Origin of the sequence: Nocardia arthritidis NBRC 100137 (assembly GCF_001612765.1) — a bacterium.
Classification (GTDB): domain Bacteria; phylum Actinomycetota; class Actinomycetes; order Mycobacteriales; family Mycobacteriaceae; genus Nocardia; species Nocardia arthritidis.
Genome location: NZ_BDBB01000006.1, coordinates 116,466 through 140,386, shown reverse-complemented (window position 1 = coordinate 140,386; position 23,921 = coordinate 116,466). Strand labels below are relative to the sequence as shown.

The window sequence follows — 23,921 nt, the reverse complement described above, 5'->3', positions numbered from 1 at the left end:
AATGCGAAGGGCCCGTGAACGATTCCTCGTTCGCGGGCCCTCGGCGCGATGCGCGGGTCAGACCAGCGCGGCCTCCACCGGCTGGCCGAGCAGCTGCGCACAGCGCAACAGGCCGAGATGGCTGTACGCCTGCGGGTGGTTACCCAGCGAGCGTTCGGCCACCGGGTCGTACTCCTCGCTGAGCAGCCCCGTCGGGCCCGCGACGTCGACCAGCTGGGCGAACAGCGCCTCGGCGTCGGAGCGCTTCCCGATCAACAGGTACGCCTCGACCAGCCAGGCCGCGCACAGGTGGAAGCCGCCCTCGCCGCCGGGCAGGCCGTCGTCGTGGTGGTACCGGTACACGGTCGATCCGCTGCGCAGCTCGGCCTCGGTCGCCACGACGGTCGCCGCGAAGCGCGGGTCGGACGGGTCGATCAGGCCGCTCAACCCGATGTGCAGGGTCGCCGCGTCCAGGTCGGTGCCGTCGTAGGCCGCGGTGTAGGACTGCACCTCGTCGTTCCAGCCCTTCGCTTTCACCTCGTCGGCGATGGTGTCGCGCAGCACCGGCCAGGCCGGGTCGATCTCGCGGTCGAATTTCTGCGCCAGGGTCAGCGCCCGATCGACGGTCAGCCAGCCCATCACCTTCGAGTACACGTGGTGGCGCGGGTTGCCGCGGATCTCCCAGATGCCGTGGTCGGGCTCCTGCCAGCGCCGCTGCACCGCCTCGACCATGGCGCACACCAGTTCCCAGTCGGCGTCGGGCAGCACATCCGCCGGAGCGGTGACGCCCCGCAGCTCCCTGGCGTGCGCCAGGGCGGCGATGAGGTCCACGATCGGGCCGAAGACGTCCAGCTGCACCTGCATGTTGGCCGCGTTGCCGACGCGCACCGGGCGCGAACCCGCGTAGCCGGGCAGCTGGTCGATCGAGGCCTCCGGCGGCAGCGTCTCGCCGTAGAGCGTGTACAGCGGGTGCAGGCGCTCGGGGCCGGGCAACGTCTCCAGCACCCGGTGCACCCAGCCGAGGTAGTCCTCGGCCTCGGCGATCGAGCCGAGCGAGACCAGTGCCTGCGCGGTGAGTGCCGCGTCGCGCAGCCAGCAGTAGCGGTAGTCCCAGTTGCGCACGCCGCCGATGTCCTCCGGCAGCGAGGTGGTCGCGGCCGCGAGGATCGAACCGGACGGGGCGTGCACCAGGCCGCGCAGGGTCAACGCGGAACGCTTCATCAGGTCGGGCTTCAGCGGCGGCAGCGTGAGTTTCGAGGCCCACTCCGACCAGTACCGCTCCGCCTCCCGTCGCCGCTCCGTCTCACCCACGGCGGCGGGATCGAGATCGGATGTGCCACAACGTAGTTCGAGCACGATCGGGCCCTTCGACGGGTCGACCACGGCCCGTGCCGACTCGTGGGTCCCGTCCGAGACGATCTCCCACCGCACGCCGGGGGAGCGCAGCACGATCGGATCGTTGGTGCCGTGCACCTGCAGCCCGCCCTCCTGTGCCTCGAGGTTCACCGGCACCTGGCCGAACTCCGGCCGGGGGGCGAAGGTGACCACCGCCTTCGCGTCGCCGGTGATCACCCGGGTGAGGTCGGTGCGGTTGGACGCCACGTCGTGCGGCAGGTAGTCGGTGACTTGCAATTTCGCCCAACGGGTTTCGACGGTCATCGTGCCGTCGACGTAGCGCTGCGAGAGCGGCAGGCCCGGGCGCTCGGGCTCGATGGTGAAGTGACCGCCCTGCGGGCCGCCGAGCAAGTGGGCGAACACCGCGGCGGAATCCGGTTCCGGGTGGCAGAACCAGGTGACCGTGGCGTCCGGGGTGAGCAGCGCGACCGAGCGCGGACTGGCCAGCATGGTCAGCCGCTCGATGCGCGGCGCGCTCGCGCCCGCCAGCCAGGTGCGGCGCTCCTCCAGCAGGTAGGCCAGCGCCCAGGCGACGGCCTCGGTGCTATCCACGCGGAACTTGGCGAGGCTCTCGCCCTCGCCGACCTTGATGCCGACGTCGGGACCCGACAGCACCCGGAACGCCTTCTCGTCGGTGACGTCGTCGCCGAAGAACACCGCGGCCGAGGCCCCCGCCTGATGCCGGACGGTGTCCAGTGCGGTGCCCTTGTCGGTCTGCACCACAGCCAGCTCGATGACCTGCTTGCCCTCCGTGACCTGCACGCCGAACCAGCACGCCGGACCGAGCCGGACCTGCGACAGCGCGCGATGGCCGATCTCCGGGCTGGCGTTGCGCACGTGCAACGCCACGCTGGCCGGCTTGACCTCCACGGTGACGCCCGGATTGTCCGAGGCGACCTGGCTCAGCGCGGTCTGCACCTCTTGGAGCAGATGCTTGGCGTCGCTGTCGATCGCGTGCACGAAGCCCACGTCGAATTCCGAGCCGTGGCTGCCGATCAGTTGCACCTCGACGGGCAGTCGGGACAGCGCCGCGAGATCTCGCAGCGCGCGACCGGAGATCACGGCGGCCGTGGTCCCGGTCAGGCCGGCGAGGGCTCGTAACGCGCTCACCGATTCCCGATGGGGAAAGGCTTTGGTCGGGTCGGACACGATGGGCGCGAGTGTCCCGTCGTAGTCCGATGCGACCAGCAGCCGTGGCACGCGCGCGACCGTCGACAGTGCACGGCGAAGTTCCAGTGGCAGATCCTGTGCGCTCACGCATCCAACCTAGTGATCGGAGGATTTTTTCAGGGGGCGGGCAAAACAATACTGTGTTGAATTTGCCGCACAGAAGCGCGCCGGTCCGCGTGCGCACGATAACGCAGGTGCTGAACCGGTGTCCGGTAGATCTGCCCAGCTAACGGCGACGGGATCGGAGCGGGTGAGCTTCGTCCCAGCACAGGGGAGGTGTTCGGACCCGGCGGGTGGCCGGGGCCGAATTCGCTCGATGTGCGCTGAGAGATCCCGACAGAGCTTACTGGTTGCGTTCGCCGAGCAGGAGGTCGACGGTCAGTTCGAGACGTTCGGTGACGTCGGTGGCCGAGGCGCGCCGAGTCAGCCAAGCGACCAGGTTCGACAACCACACATCGCTGATCACCCGCGCGATGGCCAGCTGCCGTTCGGTGGGCTCGCCGTCGTTCATGGCCCGCGCGAAGACGCGGTCCATCACCTTGCCCACGCGGTCCACCTCGGCGGCGGCGGAGGCGTCCGCGAACATGAACGCCCGGGTCATGGCCTCGGTGAGCAGCGGGTCGCGCTGCATCATCCGGGTGATCTGGGTGAGCAGCAGGTGCATGCGCTCCTGCGGGGACTGCCCGGCAAGCGGCTTGCGTTTGCCCTCGATCTGCTCGAATTCGCGCGACAGCGCCGAGACCAGCAGGTGCACCTTGGACGGGAAGTAGCGGTACAGCGTGCCCACGGCGACGTCGGCGCGCTCGGCCACCGCGCGCATCTGGACCGCGTCGTAACCGCCTTTGGACGCGAGTGCCAGGGTCGCGTCCAGGATCCGCTTGCGCCGTTCACGCTGCGCCGCCGAACTCAGCTCGTCCTCGCTGAGCGTGGTGACCGTGGCCGCGGGCCGGGCCGCGCTCGAGTCGGCTGGCTGCGATCGGGACGGACTGGCCATTGATGAAAGTCCTTTCCGGAAACGTCGTTTCGTCGGCTGCGTGCGCGGTGTCGCCGCGGCGGGATGGTCTCTTGACTTCCGCCCGGCTAGGATATTAGAACATGTTCTAGGTGTGGGAGTCACGCCGGAAAGGCGGTATGGAGTGTGACCATCGCCACCACTGACGAGCATAAAGCCGTTCAGGAGTCGATGCGCGGATGGGCGGCGTCGGTCCGTCCAATTGCAACAATGCGGACCGGCGCGGCCGACTTCTGGCGCGCCTACTGGCCCGCGCTGGCCGAGATCGGGATCTTCCGGGTCGCGGTGGCCGAGGACGCGGGCGGTGCGGGCGGGTCGGTCGCCGATCTGGCCGTGCTGGTGGAGCAGGCGGCCCACGACCTGGTCGGCGGCCCCGTGCTCGCAACGGCTTTGGCCAATCTGATCACCGCGGGCCGGCTCGACGAGGACCTGCCCTGCGGGGTCGCGCTCGACTTCGTCGTCGGTTCGACGGTGAGCGTACCCGCGGCAAGCGACGGCGTGTTGCTCACGGGTACCTGGGATTCCGTGCTCGGCGCCGCACCCGGCACCGCCGTCCTGCTGCCGATCGATCAGCCGCAGGGGCAGCGGTGGTGCCTGGTCCAGCCCGACGCCGTCGGCCTGCGAGTGGAGTCGCTCGCGCCGCTGGATCCGAGCACGCCGCTGGCCCGGGTGCACTGCGCCGATCTGCGCGTGCCCGCCGAACACGTGTTCGTCGCGCCGTACGCCGCCGGGGATCTGCTGGTCGCGCTGGTCGCCGCCGAACTGTCCGGCCTCGCGGGCTGGTGCCTGGAGACCGCGGTCGAGTACGCCAAGGTGCGCGAGCAGTTCGGTCGCAAGATCGGTTCGTTCCAGGCGGTCAAGCACATCTGTGCCTGGATGCTGTGCCGCACCGAGCTCATCCGCGCCGTAGCGGCCGACACCGCGGCCGCCGTGGACGACGGCGGCGCCGAGCTGCCGATCGCCGCCGCCATCGCGGCCGCGATCGCCCTGGACGCCGCGGTCGAGACCGCCAAGGACTGCATCCAGGTGCTCGGCGGTATCGGCTTCACCTGGGAGCACGACGCGCATCTGTACCTGCGCCGGGCGACGGCGCTGCGGCAACTGCTCGGCGGCTCGGCGCGCTGGCGGGCCCGGGTCACCGAGTTGACCCGTCAGGGCCTGCGGCGCACTACCGGGGCCGACCGGGTCTTCGCCGAGGAGGGCGTGGCCGTGGACGGCGACAGCGCCCATGAGCTGGCCGCGGAAGTCGCGCGGATCGCCGCGCTGCCCGCCGATCGGCAGCGCGACGCATTGGTCGAGGCGGGTCTGGTCATGCCGCATTGGCCGCGGCCGTATGGACGCGCAGCGGACCCGATGACCGGTCTGGTGATCTCCGAGGAGCTGCGCCGCGCCGGGCTCACCGCGCCGGACCTGGCCATCGGCGGCTGGGCGATTCCGACGCTGTTGCAACACGGGACCCCGGAGCAGATCGAGCGCTTCGCCTGGCCGACCTTGCGCGGCGAGGTGGTCTGGTGCCAGCTGTTCAGCGAACCCGAAGCGGGCTCCGACCTGGCGGCGTTGCGCACCACCGCGAAGAAGGCGGACGGCGGCTGGGTGCTGCGCGGTCAGAAGGTGTGGACCTCGCTGGGCGACAAGGCGAATTGGGCGATCTGCTTGGCGCGTACAGATCCGGATGCGCCCAAACACCGTGGCATCACCTACTTCTTGGTCGACATGCACAGCGCCGGACTCGAGGTTCGGCCGCTGGTGCAGATCACCGGGGAGGCGCGTTTCAGTGAGGTGTTCCTCGACGACGTGTTCGTGCCCGACGATTGCGTGGTCGGCGCATTGAACAATGGGTGGAAAATCGCCCGTTCCACTCTGGCGACCGAGCGGGTCGCCATGGGCGGAAATGGGATCGGTCCGGTGCTCGAGGAGCTGATCGCGAAATCGCCGGCCACCGGCCCCGGTGCCGAAATGGTGAACGACCGGCTCGGCGGATTCGTCGCCGAGGCCGTCGCCGGCCTTCTGCTCGAGCAACGCGCCGCAGTGAAGTTGCTGGTGGGGGGCGACCCCGAGGCGCAAAGTAGTGTGCGCAAATTGGTCGGGGTGCGCCACCGCCAAGCGGTCGCGGAATTCGCTGTCGAGACGGCAGGGTCTTCCGGCGCGCAGGATTCCGAAGTGGTGAAGGAATTCCTGCTCACGCGCTGTCTATCGATCGCTGGTGGAACTGAGCAGATCTTGCTCACCGTGGCTGGTGAGCGGATTCTCGGGCTGCCTCGCGACGTGAACAGCTAGTCGCCGACAACCGGGAGAAAACGTGGATTTCACCAGGGACGAGGGCCAGGACGCGGTGGCCGAAGTCGTCGTGAGTTTGCTGGAGCGGGAAACCGCTCGCGATATCGAGCTGTGGCCGAAATTGGTCGACTCCGGACTGCTTGTCGTCGCGGTACCGGAGCGGCACGGCGGTGACGGCATGGGGCTACTCGAGGTGGCGGCGCTACTGACCGAGCTGGCGACGGACGCGGTCGCGGTACCGGCCCTGCCTACGCTGGGCTTCGGTGTGCTGCCGCTGGTGGCGAGTGCGCCGGAGAGCGTCGGTGCGCGGGTGCTGCCCGACATCGCCAAGGGAACGGTGGTCACGGCAGCGCTGAGCGAAGCCGCGGCGCCTTTCACCGTCGAACCGAAGACCATCGCGGTCACCAGCGGGAACACCGTGCGCATCAGCGGGCGCAAGGTGGCCGTGCCCTACGCCGAGCAGGCGAGCTGGCTGCTTGTGCCGACCGGTTCCGGGATCGCCCTCGTCGACGCGCAGGCCGAAGGGCTCACCCTGACGCCCACGCCCGTCTCCGGCGGCATCCCCGAATGCACCGTGCAGCTGGACCAGGTGGAGATACCCGCCGAACAGTTGTGGTCGAACGGTCTGGCGGAGCTGCACCGTTTGGCGCTGGCTTCCATCGGATCGGTAGCCGATGGGTTGCTCAAGGGTGCGATCACGCTCACCGCGGAACATCTGCGCACCCGTCACCAGTTCGGCAGGCCGCTGGCCGAGTTCCAGGCCGTCGCCCAGCAGATCGCCGACCTGTACGTCGTCTCGCGGACCCTGCACGTGGCCGCGGTCTCGGCGAACTGGGCGCTCGCACAGGACGACCCGAGCCAGGAGCACCGCGAGCGCACCGACGACGACCTGGAGGTGCTGGCCTACACCGTCGCCGAACAACTGCCCGCGGCCATGCAGAAGTGCCATCACCTGCACGGCGGCCTCGGCGTGGACGTGACCCACCCGATGCACCGCTACTACTCACAAGCCAAGGACATCGCCCGCTGGCTCGGCGGCGCGTCGCTGCGGCTCGATCGATTGGGGGCCGGATGTTCATCGACCTGACCAGTGAGCAACGCCGGCTGCGCGACGAACTGCGCGCCTACTTCGCCGATCTCGTGACTCCCGAGGAGGAGGCCGAGATGGCGGTGAACCGGCACGGCGACGCCTACCGCGCCGTGGTGCGCCGGATGGGGCGCGACGGTTGGCTCGGCGTCGGCTGGCCCAAGGAATACGGCGGCCAGGGTTTCGGGCCGGTCGAGCAGCAGATCTTCTTCAACGAGGCGGTCCGGGCCGACGTCCCGCTGCCGCTGGTGACGCTGCTGACCGTCGGCCCCACCTTGCAGCAGTTCGGCACGGACGAGCAGAAGCAGCGGTTCCTGCCGGGGATCCTCTCCGGCGACATCCATTTCGCGATCGGCTACTCCGAGCCGGAGGCGGGCACCGACCTGGCCTCGCTGCGCACGTCGGCGGTACGCGACGAGTCCGGGGACTGGATAGTCAACGGGCAGAAGATCTTCACCACGGGCGCGCACGAGGCCGACTTCGTCTGGCTGGCCTGCCGCACCGGTTCGACCGAGTCACGCCACCGCGGCATCACGATCCTGATCGTGGACACCACCGATCCCGGCTACTCGTGGACGCCGATCATCACCTGCGACGGCGCGCACCACACCAACGCGACCTATTTCGACAATGTGCGCGTTCCGGCGAACATGCTGGTCGGCGAGGAGAACCGAGGCTGGAAGCTGATCACGACGCAGCTCAACCACGAGCGGGTGAGCCTGGGTCCGTCCGGCAAGATCGAGCAGCTCTACGACCGGGTGCGCGACTGGGCGCAACCGCGCGGTGTGCTCGCCGAACCGGACGTGCGGCGCGTGCTGGGCCGTATCCACGCCATGGTGCGGCTGAACGAACTCTTGAATTGGCAGGTGGCCGCTGCGTCTGATGGGCGGCGTTCGCGGGGGCCTGCGTGGTCACGCTCCGCTACCGCCTCCGGCCCCGGCGCGCCCGCCGGCGGCGACGGCGATCAGGCCCAGGTGATCGCCGACGCGTCCGCCACCAAGGTCTACTCCACCGAATCGCTTCAGGAGGCGGGCAGGCTCGCCGAGGAGATCGTCGGCCGCTACGGCGACCCGGCCGACCCGGCCACCGGCGAACTGCTGACCTGGCTGGACCGCAGGACCAAGCAGAACCTCGTGGTCACCTTCGGCGGTGGCGTCAACGAGGTGATGCGCGAGCTGGTCGCCTCGTCCGGACTGCGGTTGCCGCGAGTACCCCGATAACGAGTGAAGGAGCCGCGCGTGCCGGAAACCACTACTCCGGAAGCGATCATCGCCGCAGCCGAGGCCATTCGGGCGGCGGGTGAGTGCGCGCCCCGTTTCGGGCGTGATCCGGTGAACCAGCCGATGATCAACAATTGGGTCGAGGCGCTCGGCGACGCCAATCCGATCTATGTCGACGAACAGGCGGCGCGCGCGGCGGGTCATCCCGGCATCGTCGCGCCGCCCGCCATGGCCCAGGTGTGGACCATGTTCGGGCTCAATGGTTCCCGTCCCGCCGACGACCCGATGGGCGCGGCCACCGAGCTGCTCGACGCGGCGGGTTACACCTCCGTGGTCGCCACGGATTGTCAGCAGACCTACCATCGCTACCTCGAAGTCGGCGAGCAGGTCTCGGTCACCAGCACCCTGTCGGATATCCGCGGCCCGAAGCGCACCGCGCTGGGCGAGGGATGGTTCGTCACCTTCCGGACCAGTTGGCGGGTCGGTGACGAGGTGGTCGCCGAGATGCTGTTCCGGTTGCTGAAATTCGCCCCCGGCACCGCGGCGGCGAAACCCGCCGCGGGTGAGCGGGTCAAGCCGCTGGTCTCCTGGGACACCGAATTCTTCTGGGAGGGAACGAAAGCGGGCGAGCTGCGCATCCAGCGGCTGCCGGACGGATCCTTGCGGCATCCGCCCATTCCGGCCATCTGGCAGGACAAGTCGAAACCGACCGATTACGTCGTCGCCTCCGGGCGCGGCACCGTGTTCAGTTACGTCGTGCACCACGCGCCGAAGGTGCCGGGACGGCAGCTGCCGTTCGTGGTGGCGCTGGTCGAATTGGAGGAGGGCGTGCGCATGCTCGGTGAACTGCGCGGGATCGAGCCCGCCGAGGTGCGGGTCGGCCTGCCGGTCGAGGTGGGCTTCGAGAAGCTCGACGACGAGGCGAGCCTGCCGGTCTGGCAGGTGGTCTCATGACTGCCGCCGTGGAGCCGGACGCCGTGGCAGTCGGCACGGTGCTGCCCGAGTTGGTGATCCACGCCGACCCCACGTTCGTGATCAGCACCGCCCTGGCCACCAGAGACTTCCAGGACGTGCACCATGATCGGGACAAGGCTGTCGCCCGCGGCTCGAAGGACATCTTCGTCAACATCCTGACCGATACCGGTTTGGTACAGCGTTTCGTCACCGACTGGGCGGGCCCGTGCGCCGTCGTCAAGTCGATCGCGCTGCGCCTGGGCGTGCCGTTGTACGCCGGGGACACGTTGACGCTGACCGGCACGGTGACCGCGCTGGAGGGCGACGACATCCACATCGACGTGGTCGGCAAGGACAGCCTCGGCGACCACATCACGGCCACGGCCGTCATCGCGTTGCGGAGGGCCGATGCCTGAACAGACCATTTCCGGCCGCGCCGCCATCGTCGGCATCGGGGCCACCGACTTCTCCAAGGACTCCGGCCGCAGTGAACTGCGCCTGGCCGCCGAGGCGGTCACCGCCGCGCTGGCCGACGCGGGCCTGACGCCCGCCGACGTGGACGGCCTGACCACGTTCACCATGGACACCAACACCCAGGCCGCCGTCGCCAGGGTGGTCGGCATTCCGCAGCTGAAGTTCTTCAGCCACATCGGCTACGGCGGCGGCGCGGCCTGCGCGACCATCCAGCAGGCCGCCATGGCGGTGGCCACCGGAATCGCCGATGTGGTGGTGGCCTATCGGGCGTTCAACGAGCGGTCGGTGTCGCGGTTCGGGCAATTCTCCACGGCGCTGGCCACCGCGCCCACCTCGTCGGGGATCGACGCGGGGTGGTCCTACCCGCAGGGGCTCGGCACGCCGGCCGCGCAGGTCGCGATGGTCGCCCGGCGCTACATGCATGTCTACGGGGCCACCAGCGAGGACTTCGGCCGAGTGGCCGTGGCCGACCGCAAGCATGCCGCGGTGAACCCGGCCGCCTTCTTCTACGGCAAGCCGATCACGCTGGAGGAGCACCAGAATTCCCGCTGGATCGCCGAGCCGCTGCATCTGCTGGACTGCTGTCAGGAGTCCGACGGCGGCGTCGCGATCGTGGTCACCAGCGCCGAGCGGGCCCGCGATCTGCCGCAGCCTCCGGCTGTGATCGCCGCTGCCGCCCAGGGCTCGGGAGCCGACCAATACGTGATGACCAGCTACTACCGCGACGCCATGACCGGTCTTCCGGAGATGGGCCTGGTCGGTGACCAGCTGTGGGCGCAGAGCGGACTGCGCCCGGAGGACATGCAGGCCGCGATCCTCTACGACCACTTCACCCCGTTCGTCCTCATGCAACTGGAGGAGCTCGGGTTCTGCGGACGGGGCGAGGCGAAGGACTTCATCGCGGGCGGCGCCATCGAGGCCGGCGGCCGCCTGCCGCTCAACACCCACGGTGGCCAGCTCGGTGAGGCGTACATCCACGGTATGAACGGCATCGCCGAGGCCGTGCGCCAGATTCGCGGCGCCTCGGTCAACCAGGTGTGCGATCTGACCAACATCGTGGTTACCGCGGGGACCGGCGTCCCCACCTCCGGCCTGGTCCTCACCACCGGCTGATCCTCGGCTTCGCGTACTCGGGTCTTGCTTCGCGCCCGCTCCGGCGGGTGCGAAGTGCTGACCGAGTGTCGGTACCGCTCGGGTGAATCGCGGTGGCGCGTAGGTTGGGGCCGGTGGTGGTCCGGCATGTAGTGGACGTGCATGTGCTGTTGCTGCGCGGCGCGGAGTTGTTGCTGAGCAGGCGGCGCAGCGCGGACGAGTTCGACGGGTTGTGGCACCTACCCGCCGGGAAGCTCGAGTCGGGGGAGTCGGCGCTCGCCGCGGCGGTCCGCGAGGCGGGCGAGGAGGTCGGCGTGCTGATCGACCCGGCGGATCTGCGGCACGTCCATTCCGCGCATGTCGTCGATATCGGGCGAGAAGCCCGGATCGGGTTGTTCTTCGAGACTCGTCGCTGGGTGGGAGAGCCGGTCAACCGCGAGCCCGGCAAGTCCTACGAACTGCGGTGGTTTCCGCTCGCGAAGCTGCCGGAAGATCTCATCCCGTATCCGGCCGCCGGTATCCGCGGCTACCTCACCGGCGAGACCTACAGTCAGCGGGGCTGGCCGCGCTGAGCGGCGGCGGTCACGCGCTCAGGTGTGCGGCGAGGATGCGGGCGAGCTGCCGCACGCTTTCCGGTGTGTTCGGGCGCAGGGCGGTGCGGTTGCCCGCGAAGCGGTCGAAGACGGCTCCCTCGACGGCGGCGACGAAGTCGTCCGCCCGGGTGTCAGGGTCCGGCGCACCCATCGCGCGGAAGAGGTCTCGGGCACGGTCGGTGGAGAACAGGCTGCGCACGAGCCGGGGATGCAGGTCGCGATCGTCCAGCAGATCGATGAGCAGAGCGTGACGGGCGATCAGGTGTGCGCGCCGCTGGGCCAGTAGCCGGTCCAGCCAGGCGGCGATGGCCACGGCGATCGATTCCGGCGCCATAGCGCCGGTCGGCGCGAGCGCGGCGGCGGCGAAATCGTCGCGGGATCGGGTGGTGATCCGGTCCACGATGGCCTCGATGAGCGCGCGTTTGCTGCGGAAGTAGTAGGAAGCCGATCCGGTGGGCAGGCCCAGCTCCGCGTCCAGTGCGCGGTGCGTGAGCGCGCGCAGGCCCCTTGCCGCGATCAGTTCGATAGCCGTGTCGAGGAGGAGCGCGCGCCGGTCGCCTGTGGACATGATCACCCTTCCTGCCGCGGCGCAGCCTGGTCCTCTACAAATGTAGAGGACCAGGAGGTGTCATGGAACCCGAGATCATCCAGTGGGATTCCGATCAGGCGCGGGCGGCGGCGCGATTGCGCGAACTGGTGGATCGGCGCGGCAGGCCGGTCCGGCGGCGCCGCGGCGTCTATCTCCACGGCAGACCCGGTCGCGGCAAGACCATGCTCATGAATCGGTTCTTCGCCGAGGTCGCCTCAGCACGCAAGCGGCGCTACCACTTTCACCAGTTCTTCGCCGGTCTGCACGCCGCGGCGCACGCGTCCGGCTCGATCGACGCCGGGGTGGACGCGCTGCTCGGCGATGCCTTGCTGGTCTGCTTCGACGAATTCCACGTGCATGACATCGGCGACGCGATGCTGATCGCGCGACTGCTCGACGCGCTGTTCGCCCGCCGTATCGCACTGGTGGTGACCTCGAACTATCCGCCGGGTGAGCTGTTGCCGAATCCGCTGTTCCACAACCGGTTCGTGCCGACGATCGAGCGGATTATCGCGAGCATGGACGTGGTGGCCGTCGACGGCGCGATCGACTATCGCTCCTCGGGCTCCCGTGGCTCCCGCACCGGATTCGCCGCCGGTCGATACCTCGTGGATCCGGCGGCTCGGAAGACGCTGTCGACGACGACCACTGGCGTCTGGAAACGCGATGCGGCACTACGCGTCGATGAATCACCGGTCGAGATTTCCATCGGCACACGGAGATTGCGCGCCATTGCCGTAGACGGCGGCGCTCTCGTCATCGACTTCGCCGAATTGTGCGGTGTCCCAACATCCGCGGCGGATTATGTTGCGCTGGCCCAACGATTTCCGCGCTGGGAAATACGAGACCTACCACCGCTGCGCGAAGTTCCGCCCGCCTGGTCGATGCGTTTCGTCAACGTGGTCGACGTTCTCTACGACACCGATTGTGAACTCGTTGTCGTCGCGTCTTCGGTGCTCGATGAGCTGGTGCGGGGCGTCCGGGAAGTGCCGGATATCTCACGTTTGGCGAGCCGACTTTGTGAATTGTCCCAGTCCTCGACCGATATCGCCCGGTAGTCGCCGCCGCTCCGGAGGGCCTGCCGACTCCCCGCGCAGGTGCGGTTTAAGAGGAGGGACTCCGAAGTATTCCATTCCATCCCGAGCGGACCGCCCGGCATGTAACTATGTGGCTGTTTTGTGCAGTACTCAGATTTGGTGGTAGCCAGTGGCCCGGGCGCGAGCGCCGATATCGCGCGTGATCGTCCTGATCACGCTGCTGGCTTTTGCTGCCATCGCTCTGCACGGATACATCCCAGGAATTGCCGAAACCGAGCCACGCAGGCACGTACCGTCCGCTTTGTCGGTCGCGCTCATGCCGGTGCTGCTCAGCGTGTCGATCGTGATCCTGCTGGCGGGGGTGATCGCCAGTCAGCACCGGTTGCCGCTGGCCATGCCCGAGCCGGAACGGGAGGACGAGCGCAGGCAGTGGCGTCTCGGGCGGGCCGGCCTGGCGGTGCTCGGCGCGCTCGCTCTGCTCGGGGTGCTGCTCGCGGCGGCGTCGGCGATCTACTTCATCGGCGCGAGCAGGCCGAGTGAGCCCGCGCGCCCGGCGGCGCCCGCCACCACCACGGGGGCCGCCCCGGAGCCGGGGACATCGGCGCCGCCCACCGAATACGACCCGAGATCGGCGGAGCTGACCGGGACGGCGCTGGTGCTGGCCGGAATCGCGGCGGCGGGCTTGGTGACGGTGGCCATGAGCGGTTTGGTCGTGGTCGCGGTGTCGTCGCGGCGCAAGCCCGCGCCCACGGTCGCGACCGTGGCTCCGGCGGCGCCCACCGTGGCGGACTCGCTGGCCCGTGCGGCGGAGATGGGCTTGGCCGCGATGAACGCCCCGGGCCAGGACCCGCGCACCGCGATCATCGCTTGTTACGTCGCGATGGAGCGCGGCCTCGCCTCCGACCGCTCGGCTGCTCCGCTCGCCTCGGATACCCCGATGGAAGTGCTCGCCCGCGCGTTCGAACGCGGCGCGCTGCACGACGCGTCCGCCCGCGAGCTGGTCGCCCTGTTCGAGGAGGCCAGGTTCAGCCCGCACGCCATGCTCGAATGGCAGCGCATGCGGGCCGAGCAGTTGCTGCGCATCGTGCTCGCCGACCTGCAAGGGGAGGTGCCCGCGTGACCGGCCGGGCGAGGAAGGACGTCCTGTGAATCGGATGGGGGTGGTGATCACCGGCGTGATCGTCGTCGCGGTGATCGAGCTGGTCGCCGTCGAGCGCGCCCGCGGGCTGCTGCTGATCGTCGCCGGGATCCCGGTGGCGGTGGCGCTGGGCTGGCTGGTCTGGTCGCTGTTCGAGCGCTCCGAGGCCGGGGACGACGAGGTCGAGGACATGGAGAACGGTCCGGCGGAGATGCTGCAACGCTGGCACGCCAGGGCACAGATGCTCGCGGACCGCGCGGACGGCAGCCGTGCCGATTGGGACCGGCACCTGCGTCCGCTGCTGGCCAAGGAGTTCGAACTCTCCAGCGGCCAGCGAGTGGCGAAGAACCGCCGAGCGGTCGAAGCCGCGGGAATCCACCAATTCGGGCCCGAATTGTGGCGCTGGGTGGATCCGGCCAATTCGGCCCTTCGTGATCAGACCAGCAGGGCACCGGGACGTGCGGCGCTGGACGAGATCCTGAGCCGCCTGCAGAGAATGTGAAATGGGTTGAGGCAAGTGCGGGTACACAAATGACCATGCCGATGGACGCGACCATCCAGCGCAGCGAGGCCGTGCTCCGGGAACTGTCCCGGGTTGTGGTCGGCAAGCAGGACGAGTTGCAGTTGATCATGATCGCCGTGCTGTCCGGTGGGCACGTGCTGATCGAGGACTTACCCGGCCTCGGTAAGACGCTCATCGCGAGATCGTTCGCGGCCGCGCTCGGGCTGCAGTTCAACCGCGTGCAGTTCACCCCCGACCTGCTGCCCGCCGACCTGCTGGGGTCGACGATCTACGACATGTCCACCGGCCGGTTCACCTTCCGCCGCGGGCCGGTGTTCACCAACCTGCTGCTGGCCGACGAGGTGAACCGCACCCCGCCCAAGACGCAGGCCGCGCTGCTGGAGGCGATGGCGGAGGGACAGGTCAGCATCGACGGCGAGACGTTCCTGCTGCCGCAACCGTTCGTCGTGCTGGCCACCGACAACCCGATCGAGTACGAGGGCACCTATCCGCTGCCGGAAGCCCAGCTCGACCGGTTCGCCATCCAGCTGCGGCTGGGATACCTGTCCGAGCACGACGAGACCCAGATGATCCGCCGCAGGCTGGAGCGCGGCTCGCAGCAACCGCAGGTCAACCAGGTCGTGGACGCGAACGGACTGCTGGAGATGCGGCAATCGGTCGAATATGTGACCGTGCACCCCGACGTGGTGAGCTATGTCGTCGCGCTCGCGTCCGCCACCAGGGGGCACCCTCAGGTCGAGGTCGGCGCGAGCCCGCGCGCGGAACTCGATCTGGTGCAGATGTCCCGGGCGCGGGCATTGCTGCTCGGCCGCGACTACGTGATCCCCGAGGACGTGAAGGCGCTGGCGATACCGGCCATGGCGCACCGGATCACGCTGCGGCCGGAGATGTGGGTGCGCCGCATCCGCGGCGAGGACGTGATCACCGAACTGCTGCGCCGTCTGCCGGTCCCGCGCGCCACCGTGACATGAGGCACCGCGACGCCAGCTCCGCGGTCGACGCCGAATTGCGGTGGCGGCCGGCGCCGCTGGTCTTCATGCTCGCCGGGTGCGCGGCGGTGGCCCTGGTGCTCGCGGTGGTCCTCGGCAGATGGCAGCTGCTCGTGTTCGCCGCGCCGCTGCTCGGCGTGCTGGCCACCGCGCGGTTTCAGCAGTCCTCGACGAGGATCCAGGTCGACGGCGGCGGCACGCTGCGCTGTTTCGAGACCGAGGAAGTGCTGCTCACCGTCGCCGCCTTCGTCGAGAAGGGGCACGCGCTGCTGCGCCTGAAACCGCAGAGCTGCACCGGGCTGGCGATGCAGGTCGAGGAGGCCAGCGATTCCGGAATCGCCCCCGCCGGGTTGCGGCTCGCGCTCTCGGCGAGCAGATGGGGGCGCTACCCGGTGTCGGTGCGGGTCTCGGCGCTGAGCCCGGCCGGGCTCGCGGTGGCCACCGTGGTACTGCCCGCCGGCGAGCTGTTCGTGTATCCGATCACCGATCCGCAGCGGATGCGTTTGCCGCGCACCGAACTTCCCGAGCGTCTCGGCACCCACCTGACCCGCAGGCACGGGCCCGGCGTCGAGTACGCCGACATCCGCGCCTACGCGCCCGGCGACCAGTTGCGCATCGTGAACTGGCCGGTGAGCGCGCGGCGCGGGCGGCTGTATGTCACCCAGCGGCTGACCAACCGTTCCGCGGAGGTCGTGGTGCTGGTGGACACCTCACAGCAGGCGCCGGGACCGGCCACCGACTCGCTGGAGCTGTCGGTGCGCGGCGCGGCGCAGGTGGTGCAGTCGACCTTGCAGGCGGGCGACCGGACCGCGGTGGTCTGCCTCGGACAGGCGCCGCGCTGGCTGCGGCCGGACATCGGACGCCGCCAGTTCTACCGCATCGTCGACACCGTGCTCGACGTCGGCGACGAGCACATTCCGACCACGGGCACCCTCGCGCCGCACGCGGCCGTGCCGCTCGGTGCGATCGTGGTGGCCTTCTCCACGCTGCTGGACACCCAGTTCGCGCTCGCGCTGATCGACCTGCGCAAGCGCGGACACGTGGTGGTCGTGGTGGACGTGCTGCGCGGCACGCCGTTCCGGGACGACCTCGACCCGATCCTGGCCAAGATGTGGCAGCTCGAGCGCGCGGCCATGTACCGGGACATGGGCACGGTCGGCGTCGACATCGTGGCGTGGCCGGAAGACGCGCGCCTGGACCAGATCATGCGGGCGCTTCCCGAACACCGCAGGACCGTGCGGGTGCGCCGATGACCAAATTCCTCGCCGTTCTCTCCGGCGTGCTGCTGGCGACGTCGGTGGCGCTGCTGGAGCCGTGGGTCGGCATTCCCGCCCTCGTCCTCGTCGGGCTCGGCTGGCGGCTGCGGCCGCTGGCGGTCTGCGCGGTGCTGCTCGCGCTCGGCGTGCTGGTCATCGCCGACGCGGGTGTGCTCGCCTCCGCCGCAACGGGATTGGTTGCCACGACCTACCTGCTCAACGCCGCGACGGTGACCGCGCCGCACGGCGTGGTGCCCACCACGATCCCGTCGGTGGCCGGGGCGGTCGGCTTCACGGCGGCTGCCGTTCTCGCCGCCCTCGTCCCCTTGCGCCTGGCCTGGGCCCCGCTGGCCGCACCGGTGCTCGTGCTGGTGCTGTACGCCCTGGTGATCCAGGGCGTCGCGGCCCGGCGGGGGCGCGGCGACCGGGAACTTCCGGCCTCGGGCGAACTCTGACGCGCCCACCGACCGCGCTGGGCCCGACTCGCCGTCGGCCGTGCGGTTGTCCTTGCGGCGCCGACACACCGCGGCCCCGCCGGTTACGCCCCGCGGGTGAGGATGCCAACCGATCCGCTATCCGGATGGGGCACCGAGGAGCCTATGGCTGAAGTGCTGATTCCCGGCGCGAAAGGCCGGCGAATTGCGAAGTCAGGATCCCAGGAACGGCTTACCGGTAGTCAGAAGATTGTGCAGAAGACCCATCAAAAAGTCGATCAGCAAAACGGCATCCTTTCGTGACCGGCGGCTCTCGCGCCGCTCTCCGGACTCTTTCACGAGTTCGAAGGCGCAGACGCGGCAGAGCGTCCCCAGACGTGGGGGCACCGAACCGACCGCGATCTCTCGCCAGGCCGTAACCCGGCGTGATCGGGTTCGGAGGTTCCGGCGGAACCCGCGTCAGGCGGGCCGGAACCGCAGCTCGACGTCACCGAGCACCGGGGCGTCGTCACGTTCGACCACGGTCGCGGCGATCGTCAATTCGTCGTCCTGCCGCCAGATCCGGGTGCGGATCGTCTCGCCCGGGTAGAGCACGCCCGCGAAGCGGGCGCGGAACCCGATGACGCGGCCGGCGTCGGAGTCGAGCACGGTGTCGGTCGCGGTCTTGCAGACGATCCCGTAGCTGCACAAACCGTGCAGGATGGGCGCGGGAAACCCGGCCGCGCGGGCGAATTCAGGGTCGGAGTGCAGCGGGTTGCGGTCGCCGCACATCCGGTAGAGCAGCGCCTGCTGCGGCAGCGTCGGCGTGGTGACGTCGAAATCCGGTGCCCGGTCGGGCAATTCCGACTTGGTGCTGGGGCCGCGCTCGCCGCCGAAACCACCTTCACCCTTGGCGAAGATCGAGGAGCGCTCGGTCCACAGCGGCGCTCCGTCGGAGCCGGTGACCGTGTGCTCCTGGACGATGACGGCTGCCGAGCCCTTGTCCCAGACCTCGGCGATCCGGCTGACCTTGGTCGCCTTGCCCGCGGCCGGGATCGGCCGGTGCACCTCGACCTCCTGATGACCGTGCACCACCTTCGCCAGGTCGATCTCGATGCCGGGGAAGCTCACCCGCGGCGGCTCGGTCTCGTGCAGCGTCGCCGCCACGGTGGCGAAGGTCGGCAGCACCTGCGGTTCCCGATCGTCGAGATAGCGCAGCTCGGCGGGGTCGGTCCAGCGCGCCCCCGCGCCCAGGCCCAGCTGGTAGAGCTGCACGTCCGAGGGGGTCCAGGCGAACTCCCGGCTCGGCAGTTGCGCGCCGAGCGCGATCTTCGGGTCGATGGGCATCAGTTCTCCTTGTGCATGATTGTGGATCGATCCGGGCCGGGCGCGCCGCGTGCGAGACCGTGACGCAATTCGACAGCGCCGCGTTCGATCCTGCGCGTCCGGACACCGGCTCGCCAGTGTTTCGTCTCGCTCCGCGAGATCGTTCCGCGGCTGCTCATCGGCCTGGGGACGAATCCGCGGTGCGGGTCGGCGCGGCCCGGCCGGTACTCGCGGCCCGCACCGCTATCTCGTCTCACGCCTCCGCGATGGCGGCGGTGGCCTGCTCCTTCTTGCGCTCGGCGATGTCCAGCACCGCGAGGTACCCGAACGTGATCGCGGGGCCGATGGTGGCTCCGGGCCCGGCGTAGGTATGACCCATCACCGGTGTGGAGCAGTTGCCGGAGGCGTACAACCCCTCGATGACGCTGCCGTCCTCGCGCAGCACCCGCCCGGCGGTGTCGGCCACCAGCCCGCCCTTGGTGCCCAGATCGCCCGGCACGATCTTGGCGGCGTAGTACGGGCCCTGCACCAGCGCGGCCAGGCACGGGTTGGGCCGCACGGTCGGATCGCCGTAGTACCGGTCGTAGTGGCTGTCGCCGCGGCCGAAGTCCTCGTCCTTGCCGGTTTCGGCGAAGCCGTTGAACCGGGTGACGGTCGCGGCCAGCTCCTCGGCGGGCACACCGATCTTGCCTGCCAATTCCTCGATGCTCTCGGCCTTGACGATGAAGTCGTTTTCCATCCACCGGGACGGGAAACGCTGCCCGGGCTGTAGCCCGGCGAAGATGTAGCGGTTCCGGTAGCGCTGGTCGAACACCAGCCACGCGGGGATGTTCTCGCCCGGTCCCTCACCCTGCCCGTACTCGCCGCCGTACATGGTGTGCACGGCCTCGACATAAGGAGCGGACTCATTTCCGAATCGCTTGCCGTCGGCGTTCACCATGATGCTGCCGGGCAGGTTCCGTTCGGCCAGCGCGAACCACGGTTTGCCGCCCTTGAAGATGGTCGGCCCCCACCAGGCGTCCTCCATGAAACCGATGGCCGCGCCCGCACCCATGCCCGCTTGGATGCCGTCGCCGGTGTTGGCGGCCGCGCCGGTGGTCCACTCCGTGGTGATGGGCTGGCGCTGGTATTTGGTGCGCATTTCCGCGTTGTGCTCGAAACCGCCGCTGCCGAGAACGACGCCGTAGCGGGCGGTGAAGGTGACCGGTTCGCCCTCGTGCAGCGCATGGACGCCGGTGACGACGCCGTTCGTCACGACGAGGTCGGTCATCGGAGTGTTCAGCAACAACGGCACGTTCGCGTCCATGAGCCCCTTGCGCATGCCCGCGATGATGGCCTGCCCCATGCCGACGATGTGTTTGCGGGTGAACTTGGCCCAGTAGGTACGCGCGCCGACGCGCATCGCCCGGAGCATGCCCTTCGGATGACGCCGAATCAGATTGAGCCGGACGAAGTCGGCCTGCATGACCACCACGTTCAGCGGAGCCTTCGCGTACGGCGGCTCCAGGTTGAACCGCTCGTCGCCGAGGATCTTCGTGTCGAACGGCTTGGGCTCACACGAGCGCCCCTCCGGCCGCCCGCCCGGCGCCTCCGGATGGTAGTCGGAGTAGCCCGGCACCCACGTCATCTTCAGCGGCGAGTGATCGAGCACGAAGTCCATCGCTTCGGCGCCGCGATCGATGTAGGTGTCGATCCGCTCGGAGGGCACGACGTCGCCGATGATGCTGTGCAGGTAGGTGCGTGCGTCCTCGCGGTCGTCGGGCCGACCGGACGCGCGCAGCGCCTTGTTGCCCGGGATCCACACGCCGCCGCCGGAGCGCGCGGTCGACCCGCCGTAGTGCGCGGCCTTTTCGATGACCACCACGCTCAGCCCGTGCTGGGCCGCGGTGAGGGCGGCGGTCATGCCGGCGGCGCCGCTGCCGACCACCACCACGTCGTATTCCCGATCAGTCATGTAGAACACGTTATAGAATGGACGCGCCATTGGTCTATGTTGTGTGGCAGAAGACTTGCTCGACGTTCCGTTTGTCGAGGAAACTTGTTTCAGTTTCAGACCGGAGTTAAAGACATGGGCCTCGAATGGGACCTGGCCACCGACGTTGTCGTGGTCGGATACGGCGCCGCGGGTGCGGCGGCCGCGCTGGAAGCGACCGCGGCGGGCGCGCAGGTACTGGTGCTCGAGCGGTTCGCCGGAGGCGGGACGTCGGCGCTGTCCGGCGGCATCATCTACGCGGGCGGCGGCACTTCGGTGCAGCGGGAGGCCGGGGTCGAAGACACCCCGGAGGCGATGTACGCCTACCTCGAGCGCGAGGTCGGCGACGCGGTCACTCCGGAGACGCTGCGCAAGTTCGTCGACGAGAGTCCGCAGCTGATCGAGTGGCTGAAGGCGCACGGTGTCCCGTTCGAAGCCTCGCTGTGCCCGTACAAGACCTCCTACCCCAACGACCGCTACTACCTCTACTACTCCGGCAGCGAGATCTCCGGCGCGTTCCGTGACATCCCGGCCGCCCAGCGCGGCCATCGGGTGAAGGGCAGGGGCACTTCCGGCAAGAAGCTCACCGGACCGCTCGCCGCCGCGGCGTCCCGCGCCGGCGTCCGGGTGGAAACCCTCACCCGGGTTACCCGGCTGATCACCGACGCGGCGGGCGCGGTCGTCGGCGTCGAGTGCAGCACGCTGCGTGACGCGCCCGGCCGGGTCCGCGACCGCTATACCCGCATGGCCAAGGTCGCCGCCAAGCCGGGCATCTACTACCCGCCGCTGCGGCGGGCGCTGGAACGGCGGCTGGACCGGCTCGAACGCCGATACGGCAGCACGATTCGCGTCCTCGCGCGGCGCGGGGTGGTGCTCAGCGCGGGCGGGTTCATCGCCAATCGCGACATGGTGCGGCAGCACGCGCCCGCGTTCCACGGTGGTCTCGCCCTGGGCACCACCGCCGACGACGGCAGCGGCATCCTGATGGCCCAGCAGGCCGGCGCGGCGGTGGACCACATGGACAACGTCTCCGCCTGGCGCTTCCTGCTGCCACCCAGTGCCTTCACCGGCGCGCTGCTGGTGGACGCCGCCGGCCGCCGGGTGATCGACGAGACGCGCTACGGCGCCGCGGTGGGTAACGCGCTGATCACCGAGCACGACGGCAAGGGCTGGCTGCTGGCCGACGACCCGCTGATGCGCACCGCGATCGGGCAGATCGGCAAACAGGGCGCCTGGTTCCAGCGCGGGCAGTTCGAAACGATGCGGCGCACCGCGATTCGCGGCGCCACCTTGGAAGAGGCCGCCGCGAAGGCGGGCATCGACCCCGCAGGGCTGCGCGCCACGGTCGAGGCGCACAACACCGCGATCGAGACCGGAGCCCCCGATCCGGTCGGCAAGCCCTCGGAGTTCACCAATCCGGTCCGCACCGGCCCCTTCTGGTTGTTGGATGTGGGCATCAAACCGAGCCTGACCAACCCGTGCCCCATGCTCACCCTCGGCGGTGTCGTCGTGGATGAGCGCACCGGAGCGGTCAAGACGGCCGTGGGCGACGACATCCCCGGCCTCTTCGCGGCCGGACGCACCGCGATCGGTGTCTGCTCCCGGTCCTACGTCAGCGGGCTGTCGCTGTCGGACTGCATCTTCTCCGGCCGCAGGGCAGGCCGGTCCGCCGCGGGCGAGCAGGTCTCGGCGCTGGAAAAAGCAACGGAAGGGAACTAGCGTGCTGTCCGACGCGGTACGAACCGAACTGGCCGACGAACTCGAGCGCGCCGAGCGCGAACGGGTGGCGATCGATCCGCTGATCGCCCGCCACCCCGACATCGACGTGGTCGACGCCTACGAGATCCAGCTGATCAACATCCGGCGCAGGCTCGACGCGGGCGCGCGCGTGGTCGGGCACAAAGTGGGCCTGTCCTCAAAGGCCATGCAGCAGATGATGGGTGTGGACGAACCCGATTACGGGCACCTGCTCGCGGAAATGGAAGTCTACGAAGACGTTCCGGTCGAGGCGGGTCGCTACCTGTTTCCCCGCGTGGAGGTGGAGGTCGGGTTCGTGCTCGGTGCCGACCTGCCCGGCGCGGAATGCACCGAAGCGGACGTGCTCGCGGCCACGGTCGCCTTCGCACCCGCGATCGAACTGATCGATTCGCGCATCAAGGACTGGAATATCGGCTTGGCCGACACCATCTCCGACAACGCGTCCTCCGCCGGATTCGTGCTCGGCGCCGAGCGCGTCGCGCCGGAGGACATCGACATCAAGGCCATCGACGCGGTGCTCACCCGCAACGGTGAGGTGGTCGCCGAGGGCCGCAGCGACGCCGTGCTCGGCGACCCGGTGATCGCGGTGGCCTGGCTGGCGCGCAAGGTCGCGAGCTTCGGCGTCCGGTTGAAGGCCGGTGACATCGTGCTGCCCGGCTCGTGCACCCGCGCGATCGACGCCCGTCCGGGCGATGCGTTCCACGCCGAGTTCGCCGGACTCGGCTCTGTCCGTCTGCAATTCACCTAGGGAGGCTGTCGTGTCCAAGGGGACCGTCACCGCCGCGATCGTCGGGTCCGGCAATATCAGCACCGATCTGCTCTACAAACTGCTGCGCTCGGAGAAGATCCAGCCGCGCTGGATGATCGGGATCGACCCGGACAGCGAGGGCCTGAAGCGGGCGCGCGGGCTCGGACTGGAAACCTCGCACGAGGGCGTGGACTGGCTGCTCGGGCAATCCGAGATGCCGGATCTGATCTTCGAGGCGACTTCGGCGTATGTGCATCGCGCCGCCGCGCCTCGCTACGCCGAAGCCGGGATCCGCGCCGTCGACCTCACCCCCGCGGCCGTCGGCCCCGCCGTCGTGCCGCCGGTGAACCTGGGCGCGAATCTCGACGCGCCGAACGTCAACATGATCACCTGCGGCGGCCAGGCGACGATCCCGATCGTCGCCGCGGTGTCGCGCGTCGTCCCGGTGCCATACGCGGAGATCGTCGCGTCGGTGTCGTCGGTCTCGGCGGGCCCCGGCACGCGGGCGAACATCGATGAGTTCACCAAGACCACCAGCCGCGGCGTCGAGACCATCGGCGGAGCGCAGCGCGGCAAGGCCATCATCATCCTGAATCCGGCCGAGCCGCCGATGATCATGCGCGACACCATCTTCTGCGCCATCCCCGACGACGTCGACACCGACGCGGTCGCCGACTCGATCCACCGGATGGTCGCCGACATCCAGCAGTACGTCCCCGGCTACCGACTGCTCAACGAACCGCAGTTCGACGAACCCTCGGTGGTCTCCGGCGGGATGGCCAAGGTGTCGGTGTTCGTCGAGGTGGAGGGCGCGGGCGACTTCCTGCCCCCGTACGCGGGCAACCTCGACATCATGACCGCCGCCGCGACGCAGGTCGGCGAGGTCATCGCCGAACAGATCGTCACGGCCCGGGTGTAA

22 protein-coding genes are annotated in these 23,921 nt (G+C 69.4%); 17 read left to right on the top strand and 5 right to left on the bottom strand.

Annotation, left to right across the window (positions count from 1 at the left end; translation table 11 throughout):
• Positions 1 to 57: 57 nt before the first annotated feature.
• Positions 58 to 2,631: a trehalose-phosphatase gene (gene otsB, locus NA8_RS06130; RefSeq protein WP_063049370.1), complete on the bottom strand. Its 2,574-nt coding sequence runs from the start codon at positions 2,629 to 2,631 to the stop codon at positions 58 to 60.
• A gap of 256 nt (positions 2,632 to 2,887) precedes the next feature.
• On the bottom strand, positions 2,888 to 3,538 hold the full coding sequence (gene kstR, locus NA8_RS06125; RefSeq protein WP_040864563.1) for a cholesterol catabolism transcriptional regulator KstR: 651 nt from the start codon (positions 3,536 to 3,538) through the stop codon (positions 2,888 to 2,890).
• A 189-nt stretch (positions 3,539 to 3,727) separates the two neighbouring features.
• Between kstR and NA8_RS06120 the strand changes: the two genes are divergently transcribed.
• From NA8_RS06120 to NA8_RS06090, 7 genes are all read left to right on the top strand, one after another.
• Positions 3,728 to 5,833: an acyl-CoA dehydrogenase family protein gene (locus NA8_RS06120; RefSeq protein WP_439957366.1), complete on the top strand. Its 2,106-nt coding sequence runs from the start codon at positions 3,728 to 3,730 to the stop codon at positions 5,831 to 5,833.
• A 22-nt stretch (positions 5,834 to 5,855) separates the two neighbouring features.
• Positions 5,856 to 6,920 carry an acyl-CoA dehydrogenase family protein gene (locus NA8_RS06115; protein ID WP_063049368.1) on the top strand — a complete coding sequence of 355 codons (1,065 nt, stop codon included), beginning with the start codon at positions 5,856 to 5,858 and terminating at the stop codon, positions 6,918 to 6,920.
• Positions 6,905 to 8,140, top strand: coding sequence for an acyl-CoA dehydrogenase family protein (locus NA8_RS06110; RefSeq protein WP_063049367.1), 1,236 nt, complete (start codon positions 6,905 to 6,907; stop codon positions 8,138 to 8,140). Before NA8_RS06115 ends, NA8_RS06110 begins: the two co-directional genes overlap by 16 nt.
• A gap of 18 nt (positions 8,141 to 8,158) precedes the next feature.
• Entirely contained in the window at positions 8,159 to 9,094 is a 936-nt protein-coding gene (locus tag NA8_RS06105) for a bifunctional MaoC family dehydratase N-terminal/OB-fold nucleic acid binding domain-containing protein (protein ID WP_063049459.1), read from the top strand.
• Positions 9,091 to 9,510: a MaoC family dehydratase gene (locus NA8_RS06100; RefSeq protein WP_063049366.1), complete on the top strand. Its 420-nt coding sequence runs from the start codon at positions 9,091 to 9,093 to the stop codon at positions 9,508 to 9,510. The genes NA8_RS06105 and NA8_RS06100 overlap by 4 nt, the downstream gene beginning before the upstream one ends.
• Positions 9,503 to 10,681, top strand: coding sequence for a lipid-transfer protein (locus tag NA8_RS06095; RefSeq protein WP_063049365.1), 1,179 nt, complete (start codon positions 9,503 to 9,505; stop codon positions 10,679 to 10,681). The genes NA8_RS06100 and NA8_RS06095 overlap by 8 nt, the downstream gene beginning before the upstream one ends.
• A 113-nt stretch (positions 10,682 to 10,794) precedes the next feature.
• Positions 10,795 to 11,232 carry an NUDIX hydrolase gene (locus tag NA8_RS06090; protein ID WP_063049458.1) on the top strand — a complete coding sequence of 146 codons (438 nt, stop codon included), beginning with the start codon at positions 10,795 to 10,797 and terminating at the stop codon, positions 11,230 to 11,232.
• Positions 11,233 to 11,242: 10 nt separating this feature from the next.
• Here the strand turns inward: NA8_RS06090 and NA8_RS06085 are convergent, their stop codons facing one another.
• The gene (locus tag NA8_RS06085) at positions 11,243 to 11,821 is read right to left on the bottom strand and encodes a TetR/AcrR family transcriptional regulator (protein WP_063049457.1); all 579 of its coding nucleotides are present in this window, start codon (positions 11,819 to 11,821) and stop codon (positions 11,243 to 11,245) included.
• A gap of 62 nt (positions 11,822 to 11,883) precedes the next feature.
• On the opposite strand from NA8_RS06085, the gene zapE reads away from it, so the two are divergent.
• From zapE to NA8_RS33510, 7 genes are all read left to right on the top strand, one after another.
• A complete protein-coding gene (gene zapE, locus NA8_RS06080; protein ID WP_063049364.1) occupies positions 11,884 to 12,900 on the top strand; it encodes a cell division protein ZapE in 1,017 nt (338 codons plus the stop codon).
• 178 nt (positions 12,901 to 13,078) lie between these two features.
• Complete coding sequence (locus NA8_RS06075) at positions 13,079 to 13,999, top strand: DUF4129 domain-containing protein (protein ID WP_063049363.1); 921 nt, start codon at positions 13,079 to 13,081, stop codon at positions 13,997 to 13,999.
• 34 nt (positions 14,000 to 14,033) lie between these two features.
• Positions 14,034 to 14,519, top strand: a complete 486-nt coding sequence (locus NA8_RS06070) for a hypothetical protein (RefSeq protein ID WP_063049362.1) — start codon at positions 14,034 to 14,036, stop codon at positions 14,517 to 14,519.
• 29 nt (positions 14,520 to 14,548) lie between these two features.
• Positions 14,549 to 15,511: an AAA family ATPase gene (locus tag NA8_RS06065; protein WP_063049361.1), complete on the top strand. Its 963-nt coding sequence runs from the start codon at positions 14,549 to 14,551 to the stop codon at positions 15,509 to 15,511.
• Positions 15,508 to 16,782: a DUF58 domain-containing protein gene (locus NA8_RS06060; protein ID WP_063049360.1), complete on the top strand. Its 1,275-nt coding sequence runs from the start codon at positions 15,508 to 15,510 to the stop codon at positions 16,780 to 16,782. Before NA8_RS06065 ends, NA8_RS06060 begins: the two co-directional genes overlap by 4 nt.
• The gene (locus NA8_RS06055; protein ID WP_063049359.1) at positions 16,779 to 17,240 is read left to right on the top strand and encodes a hypothetical protein; all 462 of its coding nucleotides are present in this window, start codon (positions 16,779 to 16,781) and stop codon (positions 17,238 to 17,240) included. Before NA8_RS06060 ends, NA8_RS06055 begins: the two co-directional genes overlap by 4 nt.
• A 144-nt stretch (positions 17,241 to 17,384) precedes the next feature.
• On the top strand, positions 17,385 to 17,522 hold the full coding sequence (locus tag NA8_RS33510) for a hypothetical protein (RefSeq protein ID WP_157106556.1): 138 nt from the start codon (positions 17,385 to 17,387) through the stop codon (positions 17,520 to 17,522).
• Between the two features lie 156 nt (positions 17,523 to 17,678).
• On the opposite strand, the gene chsH3 is transcribed toward NA8_RS33510, so the two are convergent.
• Both chsH3 and kstD read right to left on the bottom strand, forming a co-directional pair.
• Positions 17,679 to 18,545 carry an enoyl-CoA hydratase ChsH3 gene (gene chsH3 / locus NA8_RS06050; RefSeq protein ID WP_063049358.1) on the bottom strand — a complete coding sequence of 289 codons (867 nt, stop codon included), beginning with the start codon at positions 18,543 to 18,545 and terminating at the stop codon, positions 17,679 to 17,681.
• Between the two features lie 232 nt (positions 18,546 to 18,777).
• Positions 18,778 to 20,487 carry a 3-oxosteroid 1-dehydrogenase gene (gene kstD / locus NA8_RS06045; protein WP_063049456.1) on the bottom strand — a complete coding sequence of 570 codons (1,710 nt, stop codon included), beginning with the start codon at positions 20,485 to 20,487 and terminating at the stop codon, positions 18,778 to 18,780.
• A gap of 105 nt (positions 20,488 to 20,592) precedes the next feature.
• Here kstD and NA8_RS06040 point away from each other — a divergent pair, with 105 nt between their 5' ends.
• From NA8_RS06040 to NA8_RS06030, 3 genes are read left to right on the top strand one after another with little or no spacing between them, the layout of a single operon-like run.
• The gene (locus NA8_RS06040; RefSeq protein ID WP_063049357.1) at positions 20,593 to 22,215 is read left to right on the top strand and encodes an FAD-binding protein; all 1,623 of its coding nucleotides are present in this window, start codon (positions 20,593 to 20,595) and stop codon (positions 22,213 to 22,215) included.
• Position 22,216: 1 nt separating this feature from the next.
• Positions 22,217 to 23,002, top strand: coding sequence for a 2-keto-4-pentenoate hydratase (locus tag NA8_RS06035; protein WP_063049356.1), 786 nt, complete (start codon positions 22,217 to 22,219; stop codon positions 23,000 to 23,002).
• 10 nt (positions 23,003 to 23,012) lie between these two features.
• Positions 23,013 to 23,921 (top strand): acetaldehyde dehydrogenase (acetylating), encoded by a 909-nt coding sequence (locus tag NA8_RS06030; RefSeq protein ID WP_063049355.1) that lies wholly within the window; start codon positions 23,013 to 23,015, stop codon positions 23,919 to 23,921.

Excerpts from the sequence above, each read along its gene's own strand:
- kstR (WP_040864563.1), bottom strand. The coding sequence starts at position 3,538 with ATGGCCAGTCCGTCCCGATCGCAGCCAGCCGACTCGAGCGCGGCCCGG.
- NA8_RS06120 (WP_439957366.1), top strand. The coding sequence starts at position 3,728 with ATGCGCGGATGGGCGGCGTCGGTCCGTCCAATTGCAACAATGCGGACC.
- NA8_RS06110 (WP_063049367.1), top strand. The coding sequence starts at position 6,905 with ATGTTCATCGACCTGACCAGTGAGCAACGCCGGCTGCGCGACGAACTG.
- NA8_RS06100 (WP_063049366.1), top strand. The coding sequence starts at position 9,091 with ATGACTGCCGCCGTGGAGCCGGACGCCGTGGCAGTCGGCACGGTGCTG.
- NA8_RS06095 (WP_063049365.1), top strand. The coding sequence starts at position 9,503 with ATGCCTGAACAGACCATTTCCGGCCGCGCCGCCATCGTCGGCATCGGG.
- NA8_RS06085 (WP_063049457.1), bottom strand. The coding sequence starts at position 11,821 with ATGTCCACAGGCGACCGGCGCGCGCTCCTCCTCGACACGGCTATCGAA.
- zapE (WP_063049364.1), top strand. The coding sequence starts at position 11,884 with ATGGAACCCGAGATCATCCAGTGGGATTCCGATCAGGCGCGGGCGGCG.
- NA8_RS06070 (WP_063049362.1), top strand. The coding sequence starts at position 14,034 with ATGGGGGTGGTGATCACCGGCGTGATCGTCGTCGCGGTGATCGAGCTG.
- NA8_RS06065 (WP_063049361.1), top strand. The coding sequence starts at position 14,549 with ATGACCATGCCGATGGACGCGACCATCCAGCGCAGCGAGGCCGTGCTC.
- NA8_RS06060 (WP_063049360.1), top strand. The coding sequence starts at position 15,508 with ATGAGGCACCGCGACGCCAGCTCCGCGGTCGACGCCGAATTGCGGTGG.
- NA8_RS06055 (WP_063049359.1), top strand. The coding sequence starts at position 16,779 with ATGACCAAATTCCTCGCCGTTCTCTCCGGCGTGCTGCTGGCGACGTCG.
- NA8_RS33510 (WP_157106556.1), top strand. The coding sequence starts at position 17,385 with ATGGCTGAAGTGCTGATTCCCGGCGCGAAAGGCCGGCGAATTGCGAAG.
- chsH3 (WP_063049358.1), bottom strand. The coding sequence starts at position 18,545 with ATGCCCATCGACCCGAAGATCGCGCTCGGCGCGCAACTGCCGAGCCGG.
- NA8_RS06040 (WP_063049357.1), top strand. The coding sequence starts at position 20,593 with ATGGGCCTCGAATGGGACCTGGCCACCGACGTTGTCGTGGTCGGATAC.